The organism is Bowmanella denitrificans, assembly GCF_039522935.1.
GTDB lineage: Bacteria > Pseudomonadota > Gammaproteobacteria > Enterobacterales > Alteromonadaceae > Bowmanella > Bowmanella denitrificans.
Window position 1 is genome coordinate 1 of record NZ_BAAAEI010000023.1, and the last position, 17,563, is coordinate 17,563.

Genomic DNA, 17,563 nt, shown 5'->3' on the forward strand with positions numbered 1-17,563 from the left:
CCTAATGAAGTTCTGACTGCATCATAGCAGCTCTAATTAGGTGGCCAAATTAACTATGCCACTACAGCGTTTCACCACCGAGCCGTTGAGTTCGCTAAGATGATTACCTGAAACCTCTGTGAAATCTCCGTGCCTCTGCGGTGACAATTAATCTGCGCAAAGTATAAAAAACCACAGAGACACAGAGATCACAGAGTGGTTAAAGGTATTATCAGTGCGAGCTTTTCTTTGCGCCCTTAGCGTCACAGCGAGAAGTATCCTGGTATCGACCGAAGGTCGGTTCGTGGTCGCCCAATTTATTACCTCGAAAGACACAAAAAACACGAAAACTCTCTCGCTGAGCCGCTGAGTTCGCCAAGAGCAAGCCCTGAAACCTCTTTGAAATCTCCGTGCCTCTGTGGTGAATATCTAACTGCGCAGAAGGATAAAAACCACAGAGGCACAGAGAACACTGAGGGGGTGAAGGTATTTTCACGGCGCGCTTTTCTTTGCGCCCTTAGCGTCACAGCGAGAAGTATCCTGGTATTGACCGAAGGTCAGTTCGTGGTCGCCTAATTTATTACCTCGAAAGGCACAAAAAACATGAAAACTCTCTCGCAGAGCCGCTGAGCTCGCCAAGAGCACGCCCCGAAACCTCTGTGAAATCTCCGTGCTCTCTGCGCCTCTGCGGTGACAGTTAATCTGCGCAAAGTATAAAAAACCACAGAGACACAGAGATCACAGAGTGGTTAAAGGTATTATCAGTGCGAGCTTTTCTTTGCGCCTTAGCGTCACCGCGAGAAGTACCCCTGTCTCTTCTTGTGTATTTGTGGTTAGCACTATTGCCCCAACTGTTCGACCAGAAAGTCAAACACCAGGCGCAAACGGGCACTGGTATGCAATTCCCGGTGGATCACCAACCACAATTCCACATCATAGGCCGGCATACCCGGTAAGGCCCGTTCCACCAAAGGTTCGTTGTCGCCTACATCTTCCACCATAAAGCCCAGACCGGCGCCTTGTTTCACCAATTGCCACTGCACCAAGTGATTGGCCACCACAAAGGGAAAATTGGCAGCAGTCAGGGTAAAGCCGCGCTTTTTCAGCTCGTCCTGCATGATGGTGCTGTGCTCAAAAGCCATAAAGTCCGCTTGGTTTAAATCTGCCGGCACACTGCGGCGACTGAATTTCTGCAAGTAACTTTTAGCCCCATATAAATGGGCTCGTTCATCCCTGAGTTTTCTGGCAATCAGATCAGGCTGGGTTGGGCGATATGAGCGCAGGGCGATATCGGCTTCACGTCTTAGCAGGTCACTGCTTTCATTGGTTGCCAGCAACTCTATCTGGATCCCTGGTGCCTGTTGATGCAGTTTGCTCAGGACTGGCGGCAGAATATGCGCAGCGGCGGATTCTGATGCGCTGATACTGACTTTACCCACCAGGCTTTTGGCATGGCTGCCGGCTGCCATATACAGTTTCTCGGCAGCTTCCTGCATGGCCCGCACATAGACCAGCAGTTCATGGCCGCTGGGGGTCAGCAATAATCCCCTTGCCGAGCGTTCAAACAAGGTCGCCCCCAGTTGCATTTCCAATGCGCTAACCTGCCTGCCCAAGGTCGGTTGCGTGATCTTTAACACTTTGGCCGCTGCTGAGAACGAACCCTGTTCGGCGGTGATTAAGAAGGCTTTTGCATGGTTCCAGTCAAAGTGTCTATCCTGCCAGGTCATACATTTTTGCATAGCTGAAGTGAATATTTCGCCATTCTAACGTCTTTTATGCATGGCTATGATGGTGTTTTGTCAACAAATACGAGATAACCATGCAGGAAAGTGTCAGATTCTGGGATAAGGTCGCACAGAAGTACGCCAAAAGTACCATTGCCGACATCCCATCTTATGAACACAAACTGGCGGTAACCCGGCAATATTTTCGCCCCGACAGCAGGGTGCTGGAACTTGGCTGTGGTACTGGGTCAACCGCGCTACTGCATGCCCCTTATGTGGCGCATATTCTGGCCACGGATATTGCAGCTAATATGCTGAAGATTGCCAGGGAAAAAGCCACCGCCGCAGGTGTCAGCAATATCAGCTTTGAGCAGGGTAGCTACGACGCTTTAAATCCGCAGGTGCCGCTGGATATGGTGCTGGCACTGAATCTGTTGCATTTGGTGAAAGATCGGAAAAGTATGATAGAGCAAGCATTTAAGTGGCTGAAGCCAGGTGGTGTGTTTATTACCAGCACCGCTTGTCTGGGGGACAGTGCCTGGAAATATATAGGCCTGATTGCACCCCTTGGCCGGTTATTGGGTTTAATGCCGCCGGTCTATGTGTTTACTTTGGCGCAACTGCAGCAAAGTATCATTGCGGCCGGATTCGAAGTAGATTATGTGTGGCAGCAGGAAAAAAGCCCCAGCGTTTTTATGGTGGCAAAGAAGCCAGCTTAACGGTTATTTTGCGCTGCTTGGAAAATCCTAATTTTGATTCAGGGAGCAAGATGTCAGCCTTTATCCAGGTCAACAACCTGAGTAAATCCTTTAAGAAACTGCATGCAGTGAAAGGGATTAGCTTTAGTGTGCCGAAAGGAATTTGTTTTGGACTACTCGGGCCAAATGGCGCGGGTAAAACCACCACCATTGAAATGATGGAAGGCATTGTCGGTATGGATGGCGGTGAGATTCTGTATGACGGCGAGCCCCTTAGCCGGGCTATGAATCAGCGAATTGGCATACAGTTCCAGCATACCGCCCTGCAGGACCATCTGACCGGTCGTGAATGCCTGAAAATGTTTGCCAGTTTTTACAGCCATGCCCTGGCGGTGGATGACCTTGTCGAGCTGTGCCAATTGGCCGATTTTGCCGATCAGGATCACCGTAAGTTATCCGGCGGTCAGAAGCAGCGTTTACTACTGGCCATTGCCCTGGTCAATGACCCGCAAATTCTGTTCCTGGATGAGCCTACCACCGGCCTCGATCCCCATGCCAGGCGTAACTTCTGGGATCTGATTAACCGTATCAAGGCATTGGGTAAAACCATCGTTCTTACCACCCATTATATGGACGAAGCGGAGTACCTATGTGATGACATTGCCATTATGGACAAAGGCCTGATTATTGCCCGCGGTGCCCCCAGAGAGTTGTTGGCCGAGCATTTTAACGGGGTGCTGATTCGCTTGCGTCAGCAGCCGTTGTCACAGGAAGTGCTGGAGCAATGCCAGCCGAGACTGGATGGGGCTTATTGGTATATCAATACGGATAAGGTCGAGAAAACCCTGAAACTGCTGGTGGAACAACAGGTGGAAATGGATGGTTTACATGTAAAGTCAGCCAACCTGGACGATTTATTCCTTAAACTCACCGGGCATGGCCTGCAGGGCAATACAGAAACACAGGAGGTGGCTAGTGCTGGCTAGGTTCTGGGCGGTATTTAAAGCACGTAATCTGGAGTTTTTTCGCGACCGTTCTTCATTAGGATGGAATCTGGCCTTTCCCATACTATTGGTGGTGGGATTTGCCTTTATTTTCAGTGGTGATGGCCGGGCTGCCTATAAAATCGGGGTGATGCAGGAAGGCACAGACAACAGCTTCTTTCACTTAAAGCATGTGGAATATGTTCATTATCAGGACTTGATCCTGGCTCAGAACAAACTGAAGCAACATCAGCTGGATTTATTGGTGGAACCCACCAGTCAAACCTACTGGGTCAATCGTTCATCGCCACAAGGCTATTTTGCCGCCGAGCTGCTCACAGGGAAGCTACCCAATTATCAGCGCCAGGAACTGGATGGGCGTGAAATTCGTTACCTGGACTGGGTGCTGCCCGGTATTCTGGGCATGAATATGATGTTTTCCAGCTTGTTTGGGGTGGGCTATGTGATAGTGCGCTATCGCAAGAGTTCGGTGCTGAAACGCTTAAAAGCCACGCCACTTAGGGCCGTGGAGTTTCTGGGGGCGCAGATCCTCTCCAGGCTGTTTATTGTGTTGAGCATTACCAGCTTTGTATTTATTGCCTGCAATAGTCTGTTTGATTTTTACATGCTGGGTAGCTATCTGGACTTGCTGCTGGTGACGGCGCTTGGCGCGGCATCCATAATTGCCATGGGCCTGCTGATGGCCAGCCGCAGCCAAAGTGAAGAGCTGACCGGTGGCCTGTTGAACCTGATTAGCTGGCCGATGATGCTGTTGTCAGGAGTGTGGTTTTCACTGGAAGGCGCACCGCAAGCCATTGTGCAGGTTGCACAGCTATTACCTCTTACCCATTTACTTGAGGCCGCCAGAGCCATTATGAATGACGGTGCCGGTTTGGCCGACATCCAATACCACTTGTGGGCGCTGCTGGGTATGACATTAGGGTTTATGGGCTTGGGTGCTTTGCTGTTTCGTTGGCATGGGGATGGCCGCTAGAAAGCCTTTGAGAGACCGAGGAGAAACATATGTTGCGAATGCTCTTTGTTGTCGCGGTTTGGTTTGCAGCCAGTTCGCCTATGGCGGCGGAAAGCCTGCCAGTCTTCCATCGTTTACTGGCATTTAATCAGCAGGGGGAGCTGCTGGTTGTCAAGATTAAGGACCGAGAGTTGTGGGTAACACCTGGTTGGTATCAGAACAACAATCTAACTGTTAAAGAAGGGCTGGAAAAACTGGCTGGCACTTATGGCTTAACCATTAGCGATCTCAAGTTGAGCGGGGTATTTACCCTGAGGATGGGAAAAGAGCAAAGTCCTTCCACGCGCTTGATATACCTGGCCAACACTCAGGGCCAGGGTGATATCCTTCCTGAAGGAATTGACAAAATAGCCTGGCAGCCACTTACCGAGGCCCTGCAAACCATTAACCTTGCACATATTCGCTACCAGGTTAAACAGATTATTGCGAATCCCCAGACCGTCTGGGGAGGAACCCAGAAAATGCGCTGGGAAGAGGGGATCAATCGATTTGAGGTGGTAGAAGACTTTTATCCGCTATTTGCTAAGGATTAAGGAGTCACCATAATTACCGGTTCGGATTGAGGTTTGTGATTTACTTTGTTCTTTAATCTTCGGCAAAGTAAACCACCATACGCAAATGCCTGTGCTCATCCACCAACAGGGTTTCATGTTGATAAGTTGTTTGCTTTGTTTTGTTTGTGATCAGTGTCATTAATCCCCGGCGCGGTGGTTGATTATCCGGGCTGTTGTACCAACGTTTGAAATCGGCAGACAACAATGTCAGCTCGCTGACCAGGCTTTGCATTTGATTGTCTTCTACTGCGATCGCTCGATCATATTTGAACTGCGCCAGTAATTTCGGGGCATCGTCCTGCCAGTTAACAATACGATTGCGGAAATCCGGGGCCGAAAACACCATACGCAGCAAGTTGCGCTCCTGATGCGACCTTTCGCTGAATGTAAACAGCTTATCTGCCGCAGCATTCCAGGCAATCACGTCCCAACCCAGGTTTATCACATAGGCTGGCCTGGCCAGCTCATCCATCAGCTTTTGGGTAAGAGGGCTGACGGTTAGCAGTTGATGCGCCTCAGGAGGCGGTGGGCGTTTATGGGCCAACATAAATAGATAGCTGCATTGTGCATCATCCAGCTTGAGCGCCTTGGCTATGCCTAATAGCACCTTTTCAGAGACTTGAATATCGCGACCCTGTTCAAACCAGGTATACCAGGTTAAGCCTACACCGGCTAAGGCGGCCACTTCTTCGCGCCGCAGCCCGGGGGTTCGCCTGGTGCCGTGTGACGGCAGACCAACATCGGCAGGGGTAAGCCTGTTTCGCTGCTGGCGCAAGAATTCTGCAAGTTCATGCTTAGTGCGTTGAGCGCCCAGTTCAGTCATGGCTATTACCTTTTATACTAGGATAATTGCTTAAATTGTACTGGGATAATATTGGCAGGATGATGTGCCTTTCGCAATGAATCCAACGTATTTGGGGAGCGTAGAATGGCACAAGGTATTGATTTAATTTCTGAGCAGCGCGGCGTAGGTGAGACTGCCAACCAAAAAGCCGGGCTGAGAGAGTGGCTGGGGTTGGCATTGCTGGCCTTACCGACCTTACTTCTGGGTATAGATTTGACCCTGCTACACCTGGCCCTGCCGGCATTGGCGATTGATTTGCGTCCTAACAGCATTCAGGCGCTTTGGATTATTGATATATATGGTTTTATGATTGCCGGTTTTCTGGTCACTATGGGCGTGTTGGGTGACCGCATCGGACGGCGCAAGTTATTGCTGGCGGGGGCTCTGATGTTTGCCTTGGCGTCGGTAATGGCAACTTATTCGAGCAGCGCCACCATGCTGATTATTGCCCGGGCCTTGCTCGGAGTTGCCGGGGCCACGCTGATGCCCTCGACGCTGGCGCTGATAAGCAATATGTTTAAAAACGCCCATCAAAGAGGCTTGGCCATTGGTGTATGGGCGACTATGTTCGCATTGGGCATGGCGTCAGGCCCTGTTATTGGTGGCTTGTTACTGGCCCACTTTTGGTGGGGAGCGGCCTTTTTGGTTGCCTTACCGGTGGTAGCCTGCCTGCTGGTCCTTGCGCCTTTATTACTACCTGAATACCGCGCGCCTGTTAGCGGGCGAATCGACATACTCAGTATTGGGTTGTCATTGCTTGCCATTTTGCCTGTGGTTTTTGCGATCAAACAGTTTGCTAAATACGGTGCTGTTGTTAGTGCGATGCTGCCATTGGTCATGGGGGCGCTGTTTATACTGTTGTTTATTAAACGTCAGAGAAGGTTATCGCATCCCTTTGTTGAACTCTCCCTGTTTACCAGCCGTCACTTCAATATTGCTTTGATTATACTGCTAGTTGGTCTTATTGGCGTGGGTGGAACCATGCTATTGGTCACTCAGTATCTACAACTGGTGGTGGGCTTGTCGCCTATGGCGGCCGGCTTGTGGATGGGACCTCCAGCACTGGCGATGTTGGTGGCGGGTATTGTTTCGCCGTTGCTGGCCCGGCATATGCTGCCTGGTAGGATAATTGCCCTTGCAATGGGATTATCTGCAATCGGCTATGTACTGATGGCTCGGTTGGATAATTCGCCTCAAGGCATTGTGCTGGTCACAGTCTCCTTCTCTCTGGTGTATCTGGGACTGGGAACCATCGCGTCCCTTGGGACCGATTTAGTCGTCAGTGCTGCACCAGCCAGCCAGGCCGGCGCAGCATCGGCCATGTCAGAAATGGTACAGGAACTGGGGTTGGCCGTTGGCGTCGCCATTTTAGGCAGTCTTTCAACATTGGTTTATCGTGGTTTGATGGATACCGTACCACTTGAGCTGACCGATGGGATGGAGTCAGTGGTTCAGGACAGTCTGGCTGGTGCAGTTTCGGTTTCAAGCGAAATTCCCGCACTGGTGCTGGAACAAGCCAGGGATGCCTTTACTACAGGATTTAATATTGCAGCAGGCATTAGTGGGGTAATGATCATGTGCCTGGCCATTCTGGCGGCAGTTAAGCTAAGGCCTGAATAAAAAAGAGTTGCCTCTGGTTTCACCTGGCCTGTTAGCCTCAGTGCCTTTTGCCATAGTAGCCTTTTGTTTGTTGAAGCTGATAACGCCATGTTGCGAAAACTTACTTATTTACTGTTCCTTGGTTGCGGATTGATGGGACAAACTGTGCAGGCTAACACACCAAAACTGACCCTGAATGAAGCCAATCGGCTAGCGGCCATGCCGCTGCATTGTATGCAGGTGGAATACCCTAACAAGCTTAATCAGGTGCTGGCTGATGCCACTTATCTGCAAGGGCCCAAAGCACTGCATCCCGCTTTTTACGGCTGCTTTGACTGGCATTCCAGCGTGCATGGCCACTGGATGCTCGTGAATTTACTGCGGCATTTTCCGGACTTGACCAATCAGCAGGAAATCCGCCAAAAATTGCTGGAGAATATCTCGGCTGAGAATATCAAGGCCGAAGTGGCGTATTTCTTTATGCCGCAAAATGCCACTTTTGAGCGTACCTACGGCTGGGCCTGGCTGTTGAAGCTGGCCGAAGAACTACATCTGTGGGACGATCCCCTGGCCCGCCAACTTGCACAAAATCTTCAGCCGTTGACCGATTTGATAGTCACTAAGTATCTGGAATTTTTACCCAAGCTTATCTACCCCATTCGTACCGGTGAACATCCCAACACCGCCTTTGGCCTGTCTCTGGCTTATGACTATGCTAATACCCTGGGGCATCCAGAACTGAAAGCGCTGATTAGTAAGCGGGCCAGAGACTGGTTTGCCAATGACAGCCAGTGCCCGTTGAACTGGGAGCCTAATGGCTTTGATTTTCTTTCCCCCTGCTTGCAGGAACTGGATGTGATGCGTAAGGTGTTGGACAAGGCTGCGTTCAGCATCTGGCTGGATAACTTCTTGCCGCAGCTGGCGCAAACGCACTTCACCTTAGAGCCAGCCAGAGTCAGTGACCGGGCCGACGGTAAATTGGTGCATCTGGACGGTCTGAATTTCAGTCGTGCCTGGTGCCTGTACGGGTTGGTACGCGACCTTGGACCAAAGTATGCACATTTACGCTCCATTGCCGATGCGCACGTCCGCCATTCGTTGCCCGCAATAGTGGATGAAAATTACGAAGGAACACATTGGCTGGGCAGCTTTGCGGTGTATGCCATGCAGGAATCCGGGCAATTGGATTAGTCAGGCCTTACTGACAAACTGCGGCCATAAACCTGCGATGCTGTTTACTTGCATTGACGCAGAGCTGATAGCGATGCACTCAAAGCGAAGAAGGCCTTAATTGCAGGCATGGTGCCTGTTGAATAACATGGGGCTAACTATTCGGCGGATTAAAGTGCACTGAGTTAAATACCTTTTCTGCCAGTTCCAAGTTGACCTGTGCGCTGAATTCCAGAGACATGGACAAGGCCATATAGTTTTGCATAACGTCAACATACTGAACCTTGCCAACGTAAAGGGCCACTAGGTTTCCGTCGATAAGCATTTCCGCTTGATACCCATCTATCTCCATGGCTTTGCGACGGGCTTGTTTCAGGCGGCTGAAGTTATCGGCATTGATGCCGTAGTCATAGCGCATTACCAGGTTATCCCCGGTCAGCATACCTGCGGTTGAATCCACTATGCTGGCCTGTTGATTTTGCCAGGACGAAGGATGTGAGAAACAAAACACCTGCGCCGGACAGCTTTGCTGCCAGTTATCCATGCTTGCTTGGCAAGGTAACAAAAGGCCTGTTAACAACAGGCCTCTGATTAACAGAATAACCTGCTTACGCACGGCGGTGGCGTGGTAAAACAAGTAAGCCCAGTAACATTAATAGCAGCGGGGATACGATGGGGACATCGACTGCCGCTACGACCAACACAGGTATGATTTCAATAAACAGTCGGCCAGAAGTGTCAGTTTGGATCAGGCTGCTAGCTAAAATAGTGGCTACTTCCGCTACGCTTAAATCCGTACCGCCATTGATGGTAGGGTCCATCAGGTTAGTGGCGCCTACAATGTGGCCGAGGCCTAGGTTATGGCCCAGCTCATGCGCGAGTAGCTCGGCATTGGAAGCGCTGTCAGCGAATACCGATTCAACAACGAAGTCGTTTCCTGGTGTTTCACCACAGCCTACGTAAAACACATTGATATTACCGCACCAGGTAAGATCGTCGAGAAACCAGAAATTAACCACATTGGCGGCGCCATAATGCGCACTGGTGAGTGTGGCCCACTTGGCCGCCGAGTCCATATTTAACAAAGACGCATCAACGTGCTGTACGGAGGGACCAATACGGATATCAACAGGGGTGTTTCCAAAGCTGGCTTGTGAAAATATGGCGTCCATACCGATTTCATCAATAGTGATGTAGGCTGCGTTTGCAAATCCACTGATGCAAACCAACAGCAGCCCGACACAATGCCTTTTTAGTGCCCCAATACTTAAAATGTTAGGATTAAACATTGCTTGACCTCAGGTTGTGATTATCGGTAATAGCAGAGATATTGGTGCTTTTTTAAACAGCGTTCACCGGGATCAAAAACACTGAGCATAAATTGCGCCATCAATAATTAGTTATATAATTCAGTTAGTTAATTCACATCAGAGATGGTGATGTAATAAAGTTGTAAAAAAATCGGACAAGGTGCCAATTATGCTTGCCCCTTATGCCAGTGAAAATAGCCTGCACCAGCCAGGCGTCAGACAAGTGCAGCGTTCCGCACTCAGATTAAAACGTCAGGGTAAAACAGGCACCGCCTTGAGTTGTATTGGTGGCCGTGATTTGTCCGCCATGGGCAATCATTACCTGGCGGGTCAGGGCCAGACCCACCCCTGAGCCGTCGCGCTTGGTGGTAAAAAACGGCACAAAGATCTTATCCCGCTGGGCAGGATCAATGCCCGGACCATTATCTGTCACTTCAATCACTACATGCCCGCGGCGATTGGTGAAGGCCTTAAGGCAAATCTGCGCGGCGCTTTTTCCCTGTAACGCTTGCTCGGCATTTTTCAGCAGATTTAGCAGCACTTGCTCCAACATATGTGGGTCGGCCATTACGCAAAGTGAGCTGGGTTGCACATCAATATTGACCGACAGATGCCGCTTGGCATCATCAATTCCCGTCATTTGTTTCAGCTGCACAAACAAGGCTGACAGGGCCACGGACTGGCGCTGCGGCGGGGGCAACCGGGTCAGACGCCGGTAACTGCTGACAAACTGCATCAGGCTGTCGCTGCGTCTGGCTACTGTAGCGATGGAATCACGAATATCGGTTAATTCTTCCTTTAATGTGGCGTCAGTGCACTTTTCAGCGGCATCACGGGCCATATCGGCTGAGGTGGCGGCCAGGGAGGCAACCGGGGTAATACTGTTCATGATTTCATGGGTGAGCACCCGCACCAGATCCTGCCAGGCACTAAGCTGTGCTGAATCCAGCTCGCTGCCGATATCCAGCAGACTAAGCAGTTTCTCCTGCCTACCCGCCAGGGTTATCTGTGTGGCGAAAGCCAGTAACTGCTGCGGCATGCCGTCAGCCTCAAACCGGCAGAGGTGGCGCTCGCCGGGTTTCAGTTCATGTAATTGGCCAGCCAGCGCTTCACCAAAGGCAGCTAATTCTTCCAGGTTGCTGATCTGGGCAGAGCCAAACAAACGTCTGGCACTGTTATTCCACAGGTTAAGATGACCATCGTTGTACAGGCTAATCAGCGGAATGGGCACATGTTCCACCATGGCTTTAAAGTGGCGAAGCTGCTGTTGTTGTTGTTCTCGCTCCTGCAAATAACGCTGCATCAGTGCGGTAAATGTTTCACCCAACTGCTCGAAGCCACTGCCGTACTGGCTGTAGTCAAAGCGCTGGGTAAACTCGCCATAACGAATGGCATCCAGAAAACGTTTCAGCTCAGCGTTGGTTTTACCCACAAATCTCAGGGTTTCCAAAACCAGTAAAGCCAGCACCAGCAGCAGTAAAATTTGTGTGGCGTGGTAGCCGGGTTGCAGTAACAGCCAGGCGCTGCACAAGGCAGACAGCACTATCAGCGTAATGCGCCCACTCAGCAGCAGAGAGAAACGATTAAAGACCATGTTTTTCCATCCTGCGGTACAAGGCGGCACGGGTCAGCCCCAGGGCCTTAGCCGCATGACTGATATTGTAACGATGGGCTTTAAGCGCCCCTTCTACCGCCTGGCGTTCCAGTTCTTCGAGATTAAAAGTGGCCACAGCGGCTTGGTTATCGGGCTGCGGCAATTTGGCTTTGCTGGTTAACTGAAAGTCCTCGCCTTCCAGTATCTGGCTCTGACTTAAAATCACCGCCCGTTCCAGGGTATGACGCAATTCGCGGATGTTGCCCGGCCAATGGTAATCCTGCAGTTGGGCCAGTGCTGAAGGGTGTAAGCGTTTGTCGTCCTTCTGATACTTGCGGCAATAATGTTTCAGGTAGTATTCGGCGATAGGGGCGATATCTTCGCGGCGTTCACGTAACGGCGGTAGTGTGATCTCCACGGTATTGAGGCGAAACAACAGATCCTGGCGAAAACGCTGCTCGTCATGCAGTTGTTCCAGCGGCAGATTGGTGGCAGCAATAACCCGGACATCAAAGGCTCTGGCCTGATTGCTGCCGAGGGGGGTGACCAGGCGCTGGGCCAGTACGGTCAGTAACTTGGCCTGCAGATGCAGCGGCAGGTTGCCGATTTCATCCAGAAATAAGGTGCCGCCATCGGCAGCCAGTAAACGGCCGATACGTTCTTCGTTAGCACCGGTAAAGGCGCCTTTGCGATGGCCAAACAGTTCACTTTCAAACAGGGTTTCGGCCACCGCCCCCAAATCCACCGCCATAAATACTTTATTGTGTCTGTGGCTTTGGGCATGAATGGCACGGGCAATCAGTTCTTTGCCGGTGCCGTTTTCCCCCAAAATCAGCACATTGGCATCGGTGGGAGCACTGCGCTCCAGCATAGTCAGCGCCTGCTGCATCGCGTCGGAATCGGCAATAATGGGCTGAGTGTTCTGACTGGTCACTTCGGCGAGCAAGGTATTGGCGCTGCGCAGCTCACTGGCTTCAGCCCGAGAGTGCGATAACTTCACTGCAGAGGATACGGTGGCCAGCACCTTGTCGTTGTGCCAGGGTTTGGCAATAAAATCAGTGGCGCCACGTTTCATGGCCTCCACTGCCACATCCATATCGCCATGAGCGGTAATCATAACAACCACGGCCTGCGGTTCCAAAGACAGAATTTTTTCCAGCCAGCGATAGCCCTGCTCGCCACTGCTTTCACCGGGACCAAAATTCATATCCAGTAAGATAGCGTGGTAACGTTGTGCGGCCAGTAGTTTAGGGATCTGATCGGGAGTATTGCAGATATCTACCTGGCTGAAATGTCTTTTTAACAGCATCTTGCCTGCCACCAGAATATCCTGGTCATCGTCCACTATCAGAATCTGTGCCGTTTGCTGCATGGCCTGTTCCTCCGCCTAAAACTGTTCAGTAGCGTACAGTTAGTGTTCATATTCGTACAGTTTGAATCTGGCCTTATGTTGAAATTTAAGTCTAACTAATTGAAATATATTAGTTATTAATTTTGGAACGGAACTTGTTTAGTTGTTGGCAGTAACCGACAACATCAAGGAATTCTATGCCCATGCAAAAGCTCAGTGCCGTGCATAAGCCCACCTCTCAGGCCGTGTCCGGTGCGGGAATGGACCGCAAGGTCGTCCGCCCGCGAAAAGCCTGGAAACCCTGGCTGGTGGGGGCGGGTAGCGCCGCGCTAATAGGTTTGGCTCTTTACATGATGCCAGGCTTCTCAGGTAAAACCTTAAGTGTGAATGGCGAGCGTATTGCGCTGGCTAGTGTCAGCCGCGGCACCTTTGAGGACTTTATTCCGGTACGGGCGCGGGTGACACCGGCCAAAACCTTATATCTGGATGCGGTTGAAGGTGGTCGGGTTGAACGCATTCTGGTGGAAGACGGCGCCATGCTGGAGGCCGGACAAATGATTGTGGAGTTGTCTAATGCCAGCTTACAACTCAGTGTACTGGGCAATGAAGCCAGGGTATCTGAGCAGCTTAATAACATCCGCAGTATTGAGCTGAGCTTGGAGCAAAACCGACTACAACATAAGCGCGATATTGTGGATATTCAGTATCAGATCAAGTTATTACAACGCAAACTTCAGCGTGAAGCAGAACTGCTGAAGACTCAGGCTATCAGCCAATCACAGTATGACGATACCCAGGATACCCTGACCTGGTATCAGCAGCGTCTGGCGTTAACCAAAGAAAGCCAGGCGTCGGATGCCAGAATGCAGGAAGAGCAACTGGCCTTTTTGCAGGATTCTGGTGCCAGGCTTGAGCACAATCTTGAATTGTCACGCCAGAACCTGGCCAATATGAACGTGCGTGCACCGGTGGCCGGTAAGCTGTCTGGATTTAATGTGGAAGTGGGACAAAGCATCGGCCGCGGGGAGCGTCTGGGCCAAATCGATACGCCGGATGATTACAAGCTGACTGCCCAGATTGACGAGTTCTACTTAAGTCGCGTGGCACCCGGACAGATTGCACAAATGGACGGTTATCAGCTGCAAATCAGCAAAATCTATCCACAGGTCAGTAATGGCCAGTTTGAAGTGGACCTGGCTTTTATTGATGAACAACCGCCAGCGATTCGCCGTGGCCAGACCATGCAACTGAAACTCACACTGGGCGATGCCAGTAGCGCGTTGCTGGTACCCAATGGCGCGTTTTATCAGGACACCGGCGGCAACTGGATCTTTGTGGTTAGCCGCAATGGCGAAGTGGCCGAGCGTAGGGCGGTGCGTATGGGCCGTCGCAACAACCAGTTTATCGAAGTGCTGGACGGGCTGAATGAAGGGGAGCTGGTGGTGATCAGCTCTTACAGCCAGTACCGGGACATCCAGCAACTCCACATTCAAGACTAAGGAATCTGTTATGTTGAAATTAAATAATCTGTGCCGTTCTTATCTTTCCGACGAAGTGGAAACCCAGGCTCTGAATCACGTCAATATTCAAATTGATGCCGGTGAGTTCGTTGCCATTATGGGCCCCAGTGGCTGCGGTAAGTCCACCCTGCTGAATATCATCGGTATGTTGGATAACCCGACCGGCGGTGAATACTGGTTCAATGGTGAAAATGTGGCGGCCTATAAAGAAAAGCAACTGGCGGCCATTCGTAAGCACCATATTGGTTTTATCTTCCAGAATTTTAATCTGATAGACGAACTCAGCGTGCGGGAAAACATCGAGCTGGCGCTGCTATACCACGATGTGCCGGCTGCTGAACGCCGCCGCCGGGTTGAAGAGATGATGGATAAGGTCGGTATTGCCCACCGGGCCAACCATCTGCCCAGTCAACTCTCCGGTGGGCAGCAGCAGCGGGTGGCGGTGGCCAGGGCCGTGGTGGGGGGCCAGTCTATGATCCTGGCTGACGAACCTACAGGTAACCTGGACAGTGCCCATGGTCAGGAAGTGATGTCCATGTTACAGGGCCTGAATGAGGAAGGAACCACCATAGTGATGGTGACCCACAGCCCGGCCCATGCTGATTATGCCAGGCGCACCATCAATCTGTTTGACGGTCAGGTCGTGACCGAAGACGTTAAAGCAGCCTGAGGCTAAGGAGTACCTGATGTTACTTAATTATTTTCTGACCGCCTGGCGCAATCTGCTGAAAAACCGAGTGTTCTCGGCCATCAACATTATTGGTCTGGCTGTCGGCCTGGCCAGCTGTATTCTGATCATGCTGTATGTCAAAGCCGAAAGCGGCTATGACCAGTGGGTACCGGATCATGAGCGGGTGGTGCGTTTGCACACTGCTTATGAGTCACCCGGGCGCGCCCCTTTTCTGACCGTGCGCAGTGCCGGACGTATGATGCCGGCAGTGCGTGACTACCTGAGTGCTGAAATTGAAGACGGTACCAGAATGGTTTTCTGGGGAACCACTATTCAACAAAACGGTGAGGCCTTTGCTGAACGGGTGACTTTTGCAGACAGCAGCTTTTTTAATGTGCTGAATTTGCCATTTGTTAACGGCAGTGCCCAAAGCAGCTTCAATAAGCCCAATGATCTTCTGATTAGCCGGGCCATGGCGGACAAATATTTCGGCAGCACAGACGCTGTGGGCAAAACCCTGACGCTCTGTTGTCTCAACGATCAGCCTGTGGAACTAACCGTCAGCGGCGTTTTGGAAGATTTGCCAGATAATTCACATATGCGCCTGGATTTACTGGTGTATATGGATACTGAGCTATTCGCCCAGTTCCCGGGCATATTGGATACCTGGACCAGCGTCAACGTTTATACCTACTTCAAACTGCGCCCCGGCGTTTCTCTTGAACAGGCTCAGCAGCGTTTAACCTGGTGGGTAAACAATGAAAGTCCGTTTCTGGAATTCGCCAAACAAAATGCTGGCATGATGCAACCAGGCACTCAGGTGTCAGACACCCTGAAACACAAGTTGATGAAACTGGCGGATCTGCATCTGGACGCCCATAAAGACGCTGGCAATATGGGCGATTTGACACCCATGGGGAACCGCAATCTGGTGGCGACCTTCAGTTTGGTGGCGCTGCTGATCCTGATCATTGCCTGCATCAATTTTATGAATCTGGCCACCGCCAGAGCCGGGCAGCGCGCCAAAGAAGTGGCCATGCGCAAAGTGCTGGGTGCCAGCCGCCGTCAGGTGGCAGGCCAGTTTCTGCTGGAAGCCATCGGCCTGGTGATGATTTCGCTGCTATTCGCGATGGTGGCGGTGGAGCTGGTATTGCCCTGGTACAACCAATTGCTAGGCAAGGTGATCCACTTTCGCCTCTTTAGTGAACCAAGCATGCTGTTTGCTCTACTCGGACTGGGTTTGTTGGTGGGCCTGATTGCAGGCAGTTATCCGGCATTAGTGCTGTCCGGGTATTTGCCCGGACAAATCCTTAAGGCCAGCAAAAGTAACGAAAGTCGTGGCTCTGCAAAACTGCGTTATGTGTTGGTGATCTTCCAGTTTGCCGTGTCGGTGACGCTGCTGGTGTGCACCGCAGTGGTGTATATGCAAACCCGCCACGCCAGTAATCTGGACCTGGGGTATAGCGCAGAGCGCAAACTGGTGGTGACTATACGTAGCGCGGGTGACCGCCTGGACAGCCTTAAGCAACAATGGCAAGCCATTCCCGGCGTGCAATCGGTGGTGTATTCCTCTGAGGCCCCCACCCAGGATAATGAAAACAATAATTTTGTTACATTGCTGGGCAGCCAGCAGGGCGATAAGCCGGTAAAAGAATTACTTAATTATCACAATATGGATTATGGCTTTTTCCAGGCCTATGACATTCAGCCTCTTGCCGGTCGCTTGTTTGACGAGGCTTATGGTGCAGATACGCTGACACTGGCCGAAGAGGGGCAGATCACCCAAGCCAGTGCCATCTTAAATGAGAGTGCGGTGCGCAAACTTGGCTTAGATTCGCCGCAGGACGCCATAGGTAAAACCTTGCAGATCAGCGCCAGCGGCGATGGATTGTATCAGCTTACAATCGTAGGCGTGATCCCGGATATCTATTTCCGCTCGGTGAAATTCGCTATCCGCCCTACCTTGTATATGTTAAACCCTGAGCGCTTCAACGTGGCCACTATTAGCTATGATCAAAGTGCAGCTAGCCGGGTGATAAGCGATATCGAGCGGGTGTGGAAGCAGGTTGTTCCTATGCAACCCATTGATATACAGCACCTTAGCGATATGCTGGCGGCTCAGTATCAAAGTGAAAAAATACAGATGCAATTGTTCACGGTGTTTTCGCTGCTGGCGGTACTGGTGGCCTGTTTGGGACTCTATGGCCTGGCGGCATTCACCGCCGAGCGTAAAACCCGTGAAATTGGTATTCGCAAGGTGATGGGAGCCAGTGTCGGACAAATTATGCTACTGCTGGTATGGCAATTCTCGCGACCCATTGTGCTGGCCAACCTGATTGCCTGGCCGTTGTCGGTGTGGTTGATGCTCAACTGGCTGCAGGCCTTTGTGAATCGTATCGATAGCTGGTGGCTGATCCCCATATGCCTGCTGGCGACCTTGTCATCAGTATGTATTGCCTGGTTGACCGTTGGGGGCAATGCCGCCAGGGTGGCCAGAGCCAATCCTATCCATGCACTGCGGCACGAGTAACAGG

At 51.3% G+C, this 17,563-nt stretch carries 15 protein-coding genes; 9 read left to right on the forward strand and 6 right to left on the reverse strand.

Annotation, left to right across the window (positions count from 1 at the left end; all coding sequences use genetic code 11):
* Window positions 1-818 precede the first annotated feature (818 nt).
* The gene (locus ABD028_RS17765) at window positions 819-1,706 is read right to left on the reverse strand and encodes a LysR family transcriptional regulator (RefSeq protein WP_343846694.1); all 888 of its coding nucleotides are present in this window, start codon (window positions 1,704-1,706) and stop codon (window positions 819-821) included.
* A gap of 92 nt (window positions 1,707-1,798) precedes the next feature.
* Between ABD028_RS17765 and ABD028_RS17770 the strand changes: the two genes are divergently transcribed.
* Genes ABD028_RS17770 through ABD028_RS17785 form a run of 4 tightly spaced genes read left to right on the forward strand, consistent with a single transcriptional unit; the run spans window position 1,799 to window position 4,950 of the window.
* On the forward strand, window positions 1,799-2,422 hold the full coding sequence (locus tag ABD028_RS17770) for a class I SAM-dependent methyltransferase (protein ID WP_343846696.1): 624 nt from the start codon (window positions 1,799-1,801) through the stop codon (window positions 2,420-2,422).
* A 50-nt stretch (window positions 2,423-2,472) separates the two neighbouring features.
* On the forward strand, window positions 2,473-3,387 hold the full coding sequence (locus ABD028_RS17775) for an ABC transporter ATP-binding protein (RefSeq protein ID WP_343846698.1): 915 nt from the start codon (window positions 2,473-2,475) through the stop codon (window positions 3,385-3,387).
* Entirely contained in the window at window positions 3,377-4,378 is a 1,002-nt protein-coding gene (locus ABD028_RS17780; RefSeq protein ID WP_343846700.1) for an ABC transporter permease, read from the forward strand. The genes ABD028_RS17775 and ABD028_RS17780 overlap by 11 nt, the downstream gene beginning before the upstream one ends.
* A gap of 29 nt (window positions 4,379-4,407) precedes the next feature.
* On the forward strand, window positions 4,408-4,950 hold the full coding sequence (locus ABD028_RS17785; RefSeq protein WP_343846702.1) for a hypothetical protein: 543 nt from the start codon (window positions 4,408-4,410) through the stop codon (window positions 4,948-4,950).
* Window positions 4,951-5,002: 52 nt separating this feature from the next.
* Here ABD028_RS17785 and ABD028_RS17790 read toward each other — a convergent pair whose 3' ends face one another.
* Window positions 5,003-5,794 (reverse strand): helix-turn-helix transcriptional regulator, encoded by a 792-nt coding sequence (locus ABD028_RS17790; protein ID WP_343846704.1) that lies wholly within the window; start codon window positions 5,792-5,794, stop codon window positions 5,003-5,005.
* Window positions 5,795-5,899: 105 nt separating this feature from the next.
* Here ABD028_RS17790 and ABD028_RS17795 point away from each other — a divergent pair, with 105 nt between their 5' ends.
* Entirely contained in the window at window positions 5,900-7,435 is a 1,536-nt protein-coding gene (locus tag ABD028_RS17795; RefSeq protein ID WP_343846706.1) for an MFS transporter, read from the forward strand.
* 87 nt (window positions 7,436-7,522) lie between these two features.
* The gene (locus tag ABD028_RS17800; RefSeq protein WP_343846708.1) at window positions 7,523-8,605 is read left to right on the forward strand and encodes a DUF2891 domain-containing protein; all 1,083 of its coding nucleotides are present in this window, start codon (window positions 7,523-7,525) and stop codon (window positions 8,603-8,605) included.
* 133 nt (window positions 8,606-8,738) lie between these two features.
* On the opposite strand, the gene ABD028_RS17805 is transcribed toward ABD028_RS17800, so the two are convergent.
* The 4 genes from ABD028_RS17805 to ABD028_RS17820 all read right to left on the reverse strand — a co-directional run bounded on the left by ABD028_RS17805 (window position 8,739) and on the right by ABD028_RS17820 (window position 12,860).
* Window positions 8,739-9,128, reverse strand: a complete 390-nt coding sequence (locus ABD028_RS17805; protein WP_343846710.1) for a hypothetical protein — start codon at window positions 9,126-9,128, stop codon at window positions 8,739-8,741.
* A gap of 64 nt (window positions 9,129-9,192) precedes the next feature.
* On the reverse strand, window positions 9,193-9,873 hold the full coding sequence (locus ABD028_RS17810) for a matrixin family metalloprotease (protein ID WP_343846712.1): 681 nt from the start codon (window positions 9,871-9,873) through the stop codon (window positions 9,193-9,195).
* 265 nt (window positions 9,874-10,138) lie between these two features.
* Entirely contained in the window at window positions 10,139-11,488 is a 1,350-nt protein-coding gene (locus ABD028_RS17815) for a sensor histidine kinase (RefSeq protein ID WP_343846714.1), read from the reverse strand.
* Window positions 11,478-12,860: a sigma-54-dependent transcriptional regulator gene (locus tag ABD028_RS17820; RefSeq protein WP_343846716.1), complete on the reverse strand. Its 1,383-nt coding sequence runs from the start codon at window positions 12,858-12,860 to the stop codon at window positions 11,478-11,480. Before ABD028_RS17820 ends, ABD028_RS17815 begins: the two co-directional genes overlap by 11 nt.
* A gap of 182 nt (window positions 12,861-13,042) precedes the next feature.
* Between ABD028_RS17820 and ABD028_RS17825 the strand changes: the two genes are divergently transcribed.
* From ABD028_RS17825 to ABD028_RS17835, 3 genes are read left to right on the forward strand one after another with little or no spacing between them, the layout of a single operon-like run.
* Window positions 13,043-14,338, forward strand: a complete 1,296-nt coding sequence (locus tag ABD028_RS17825) for an efflux RND transporter periplasmic adaptor subunit (protein ID WP_343846718.1) — start codon at window positions 13,043-13,045, stop codon at window positions 14,336-14,338.
* A gap of 10 nt (window positions 14,339-14,348) precedes the next feature.
* A complete protein-coding gene (locus tag ABD028_RS17830) occupies window positions 14,349-15,029 on the forward strand; it encodes an ABC transporter ATP-binding protein (protein WP_102798185.1) in 681 nt (226 codons plus the stop codon).
* A 16-nt stretch (window positions 15,030-15,045) separates the two neighbouring features.
* Window positions 15,046-17,559 (forward strand): ABC transporter permease, encoded by a 2,514-nt coding sequence (locus tag ABD028_RS17835; protein ID WP_343846720.1) that lies wholly within the window; start codon window positions 15,046-15,048, stop codon window positions 17,557-17,559.
* Window positions 17,560-17,563 lie beyond the last annotated feature (4 nt).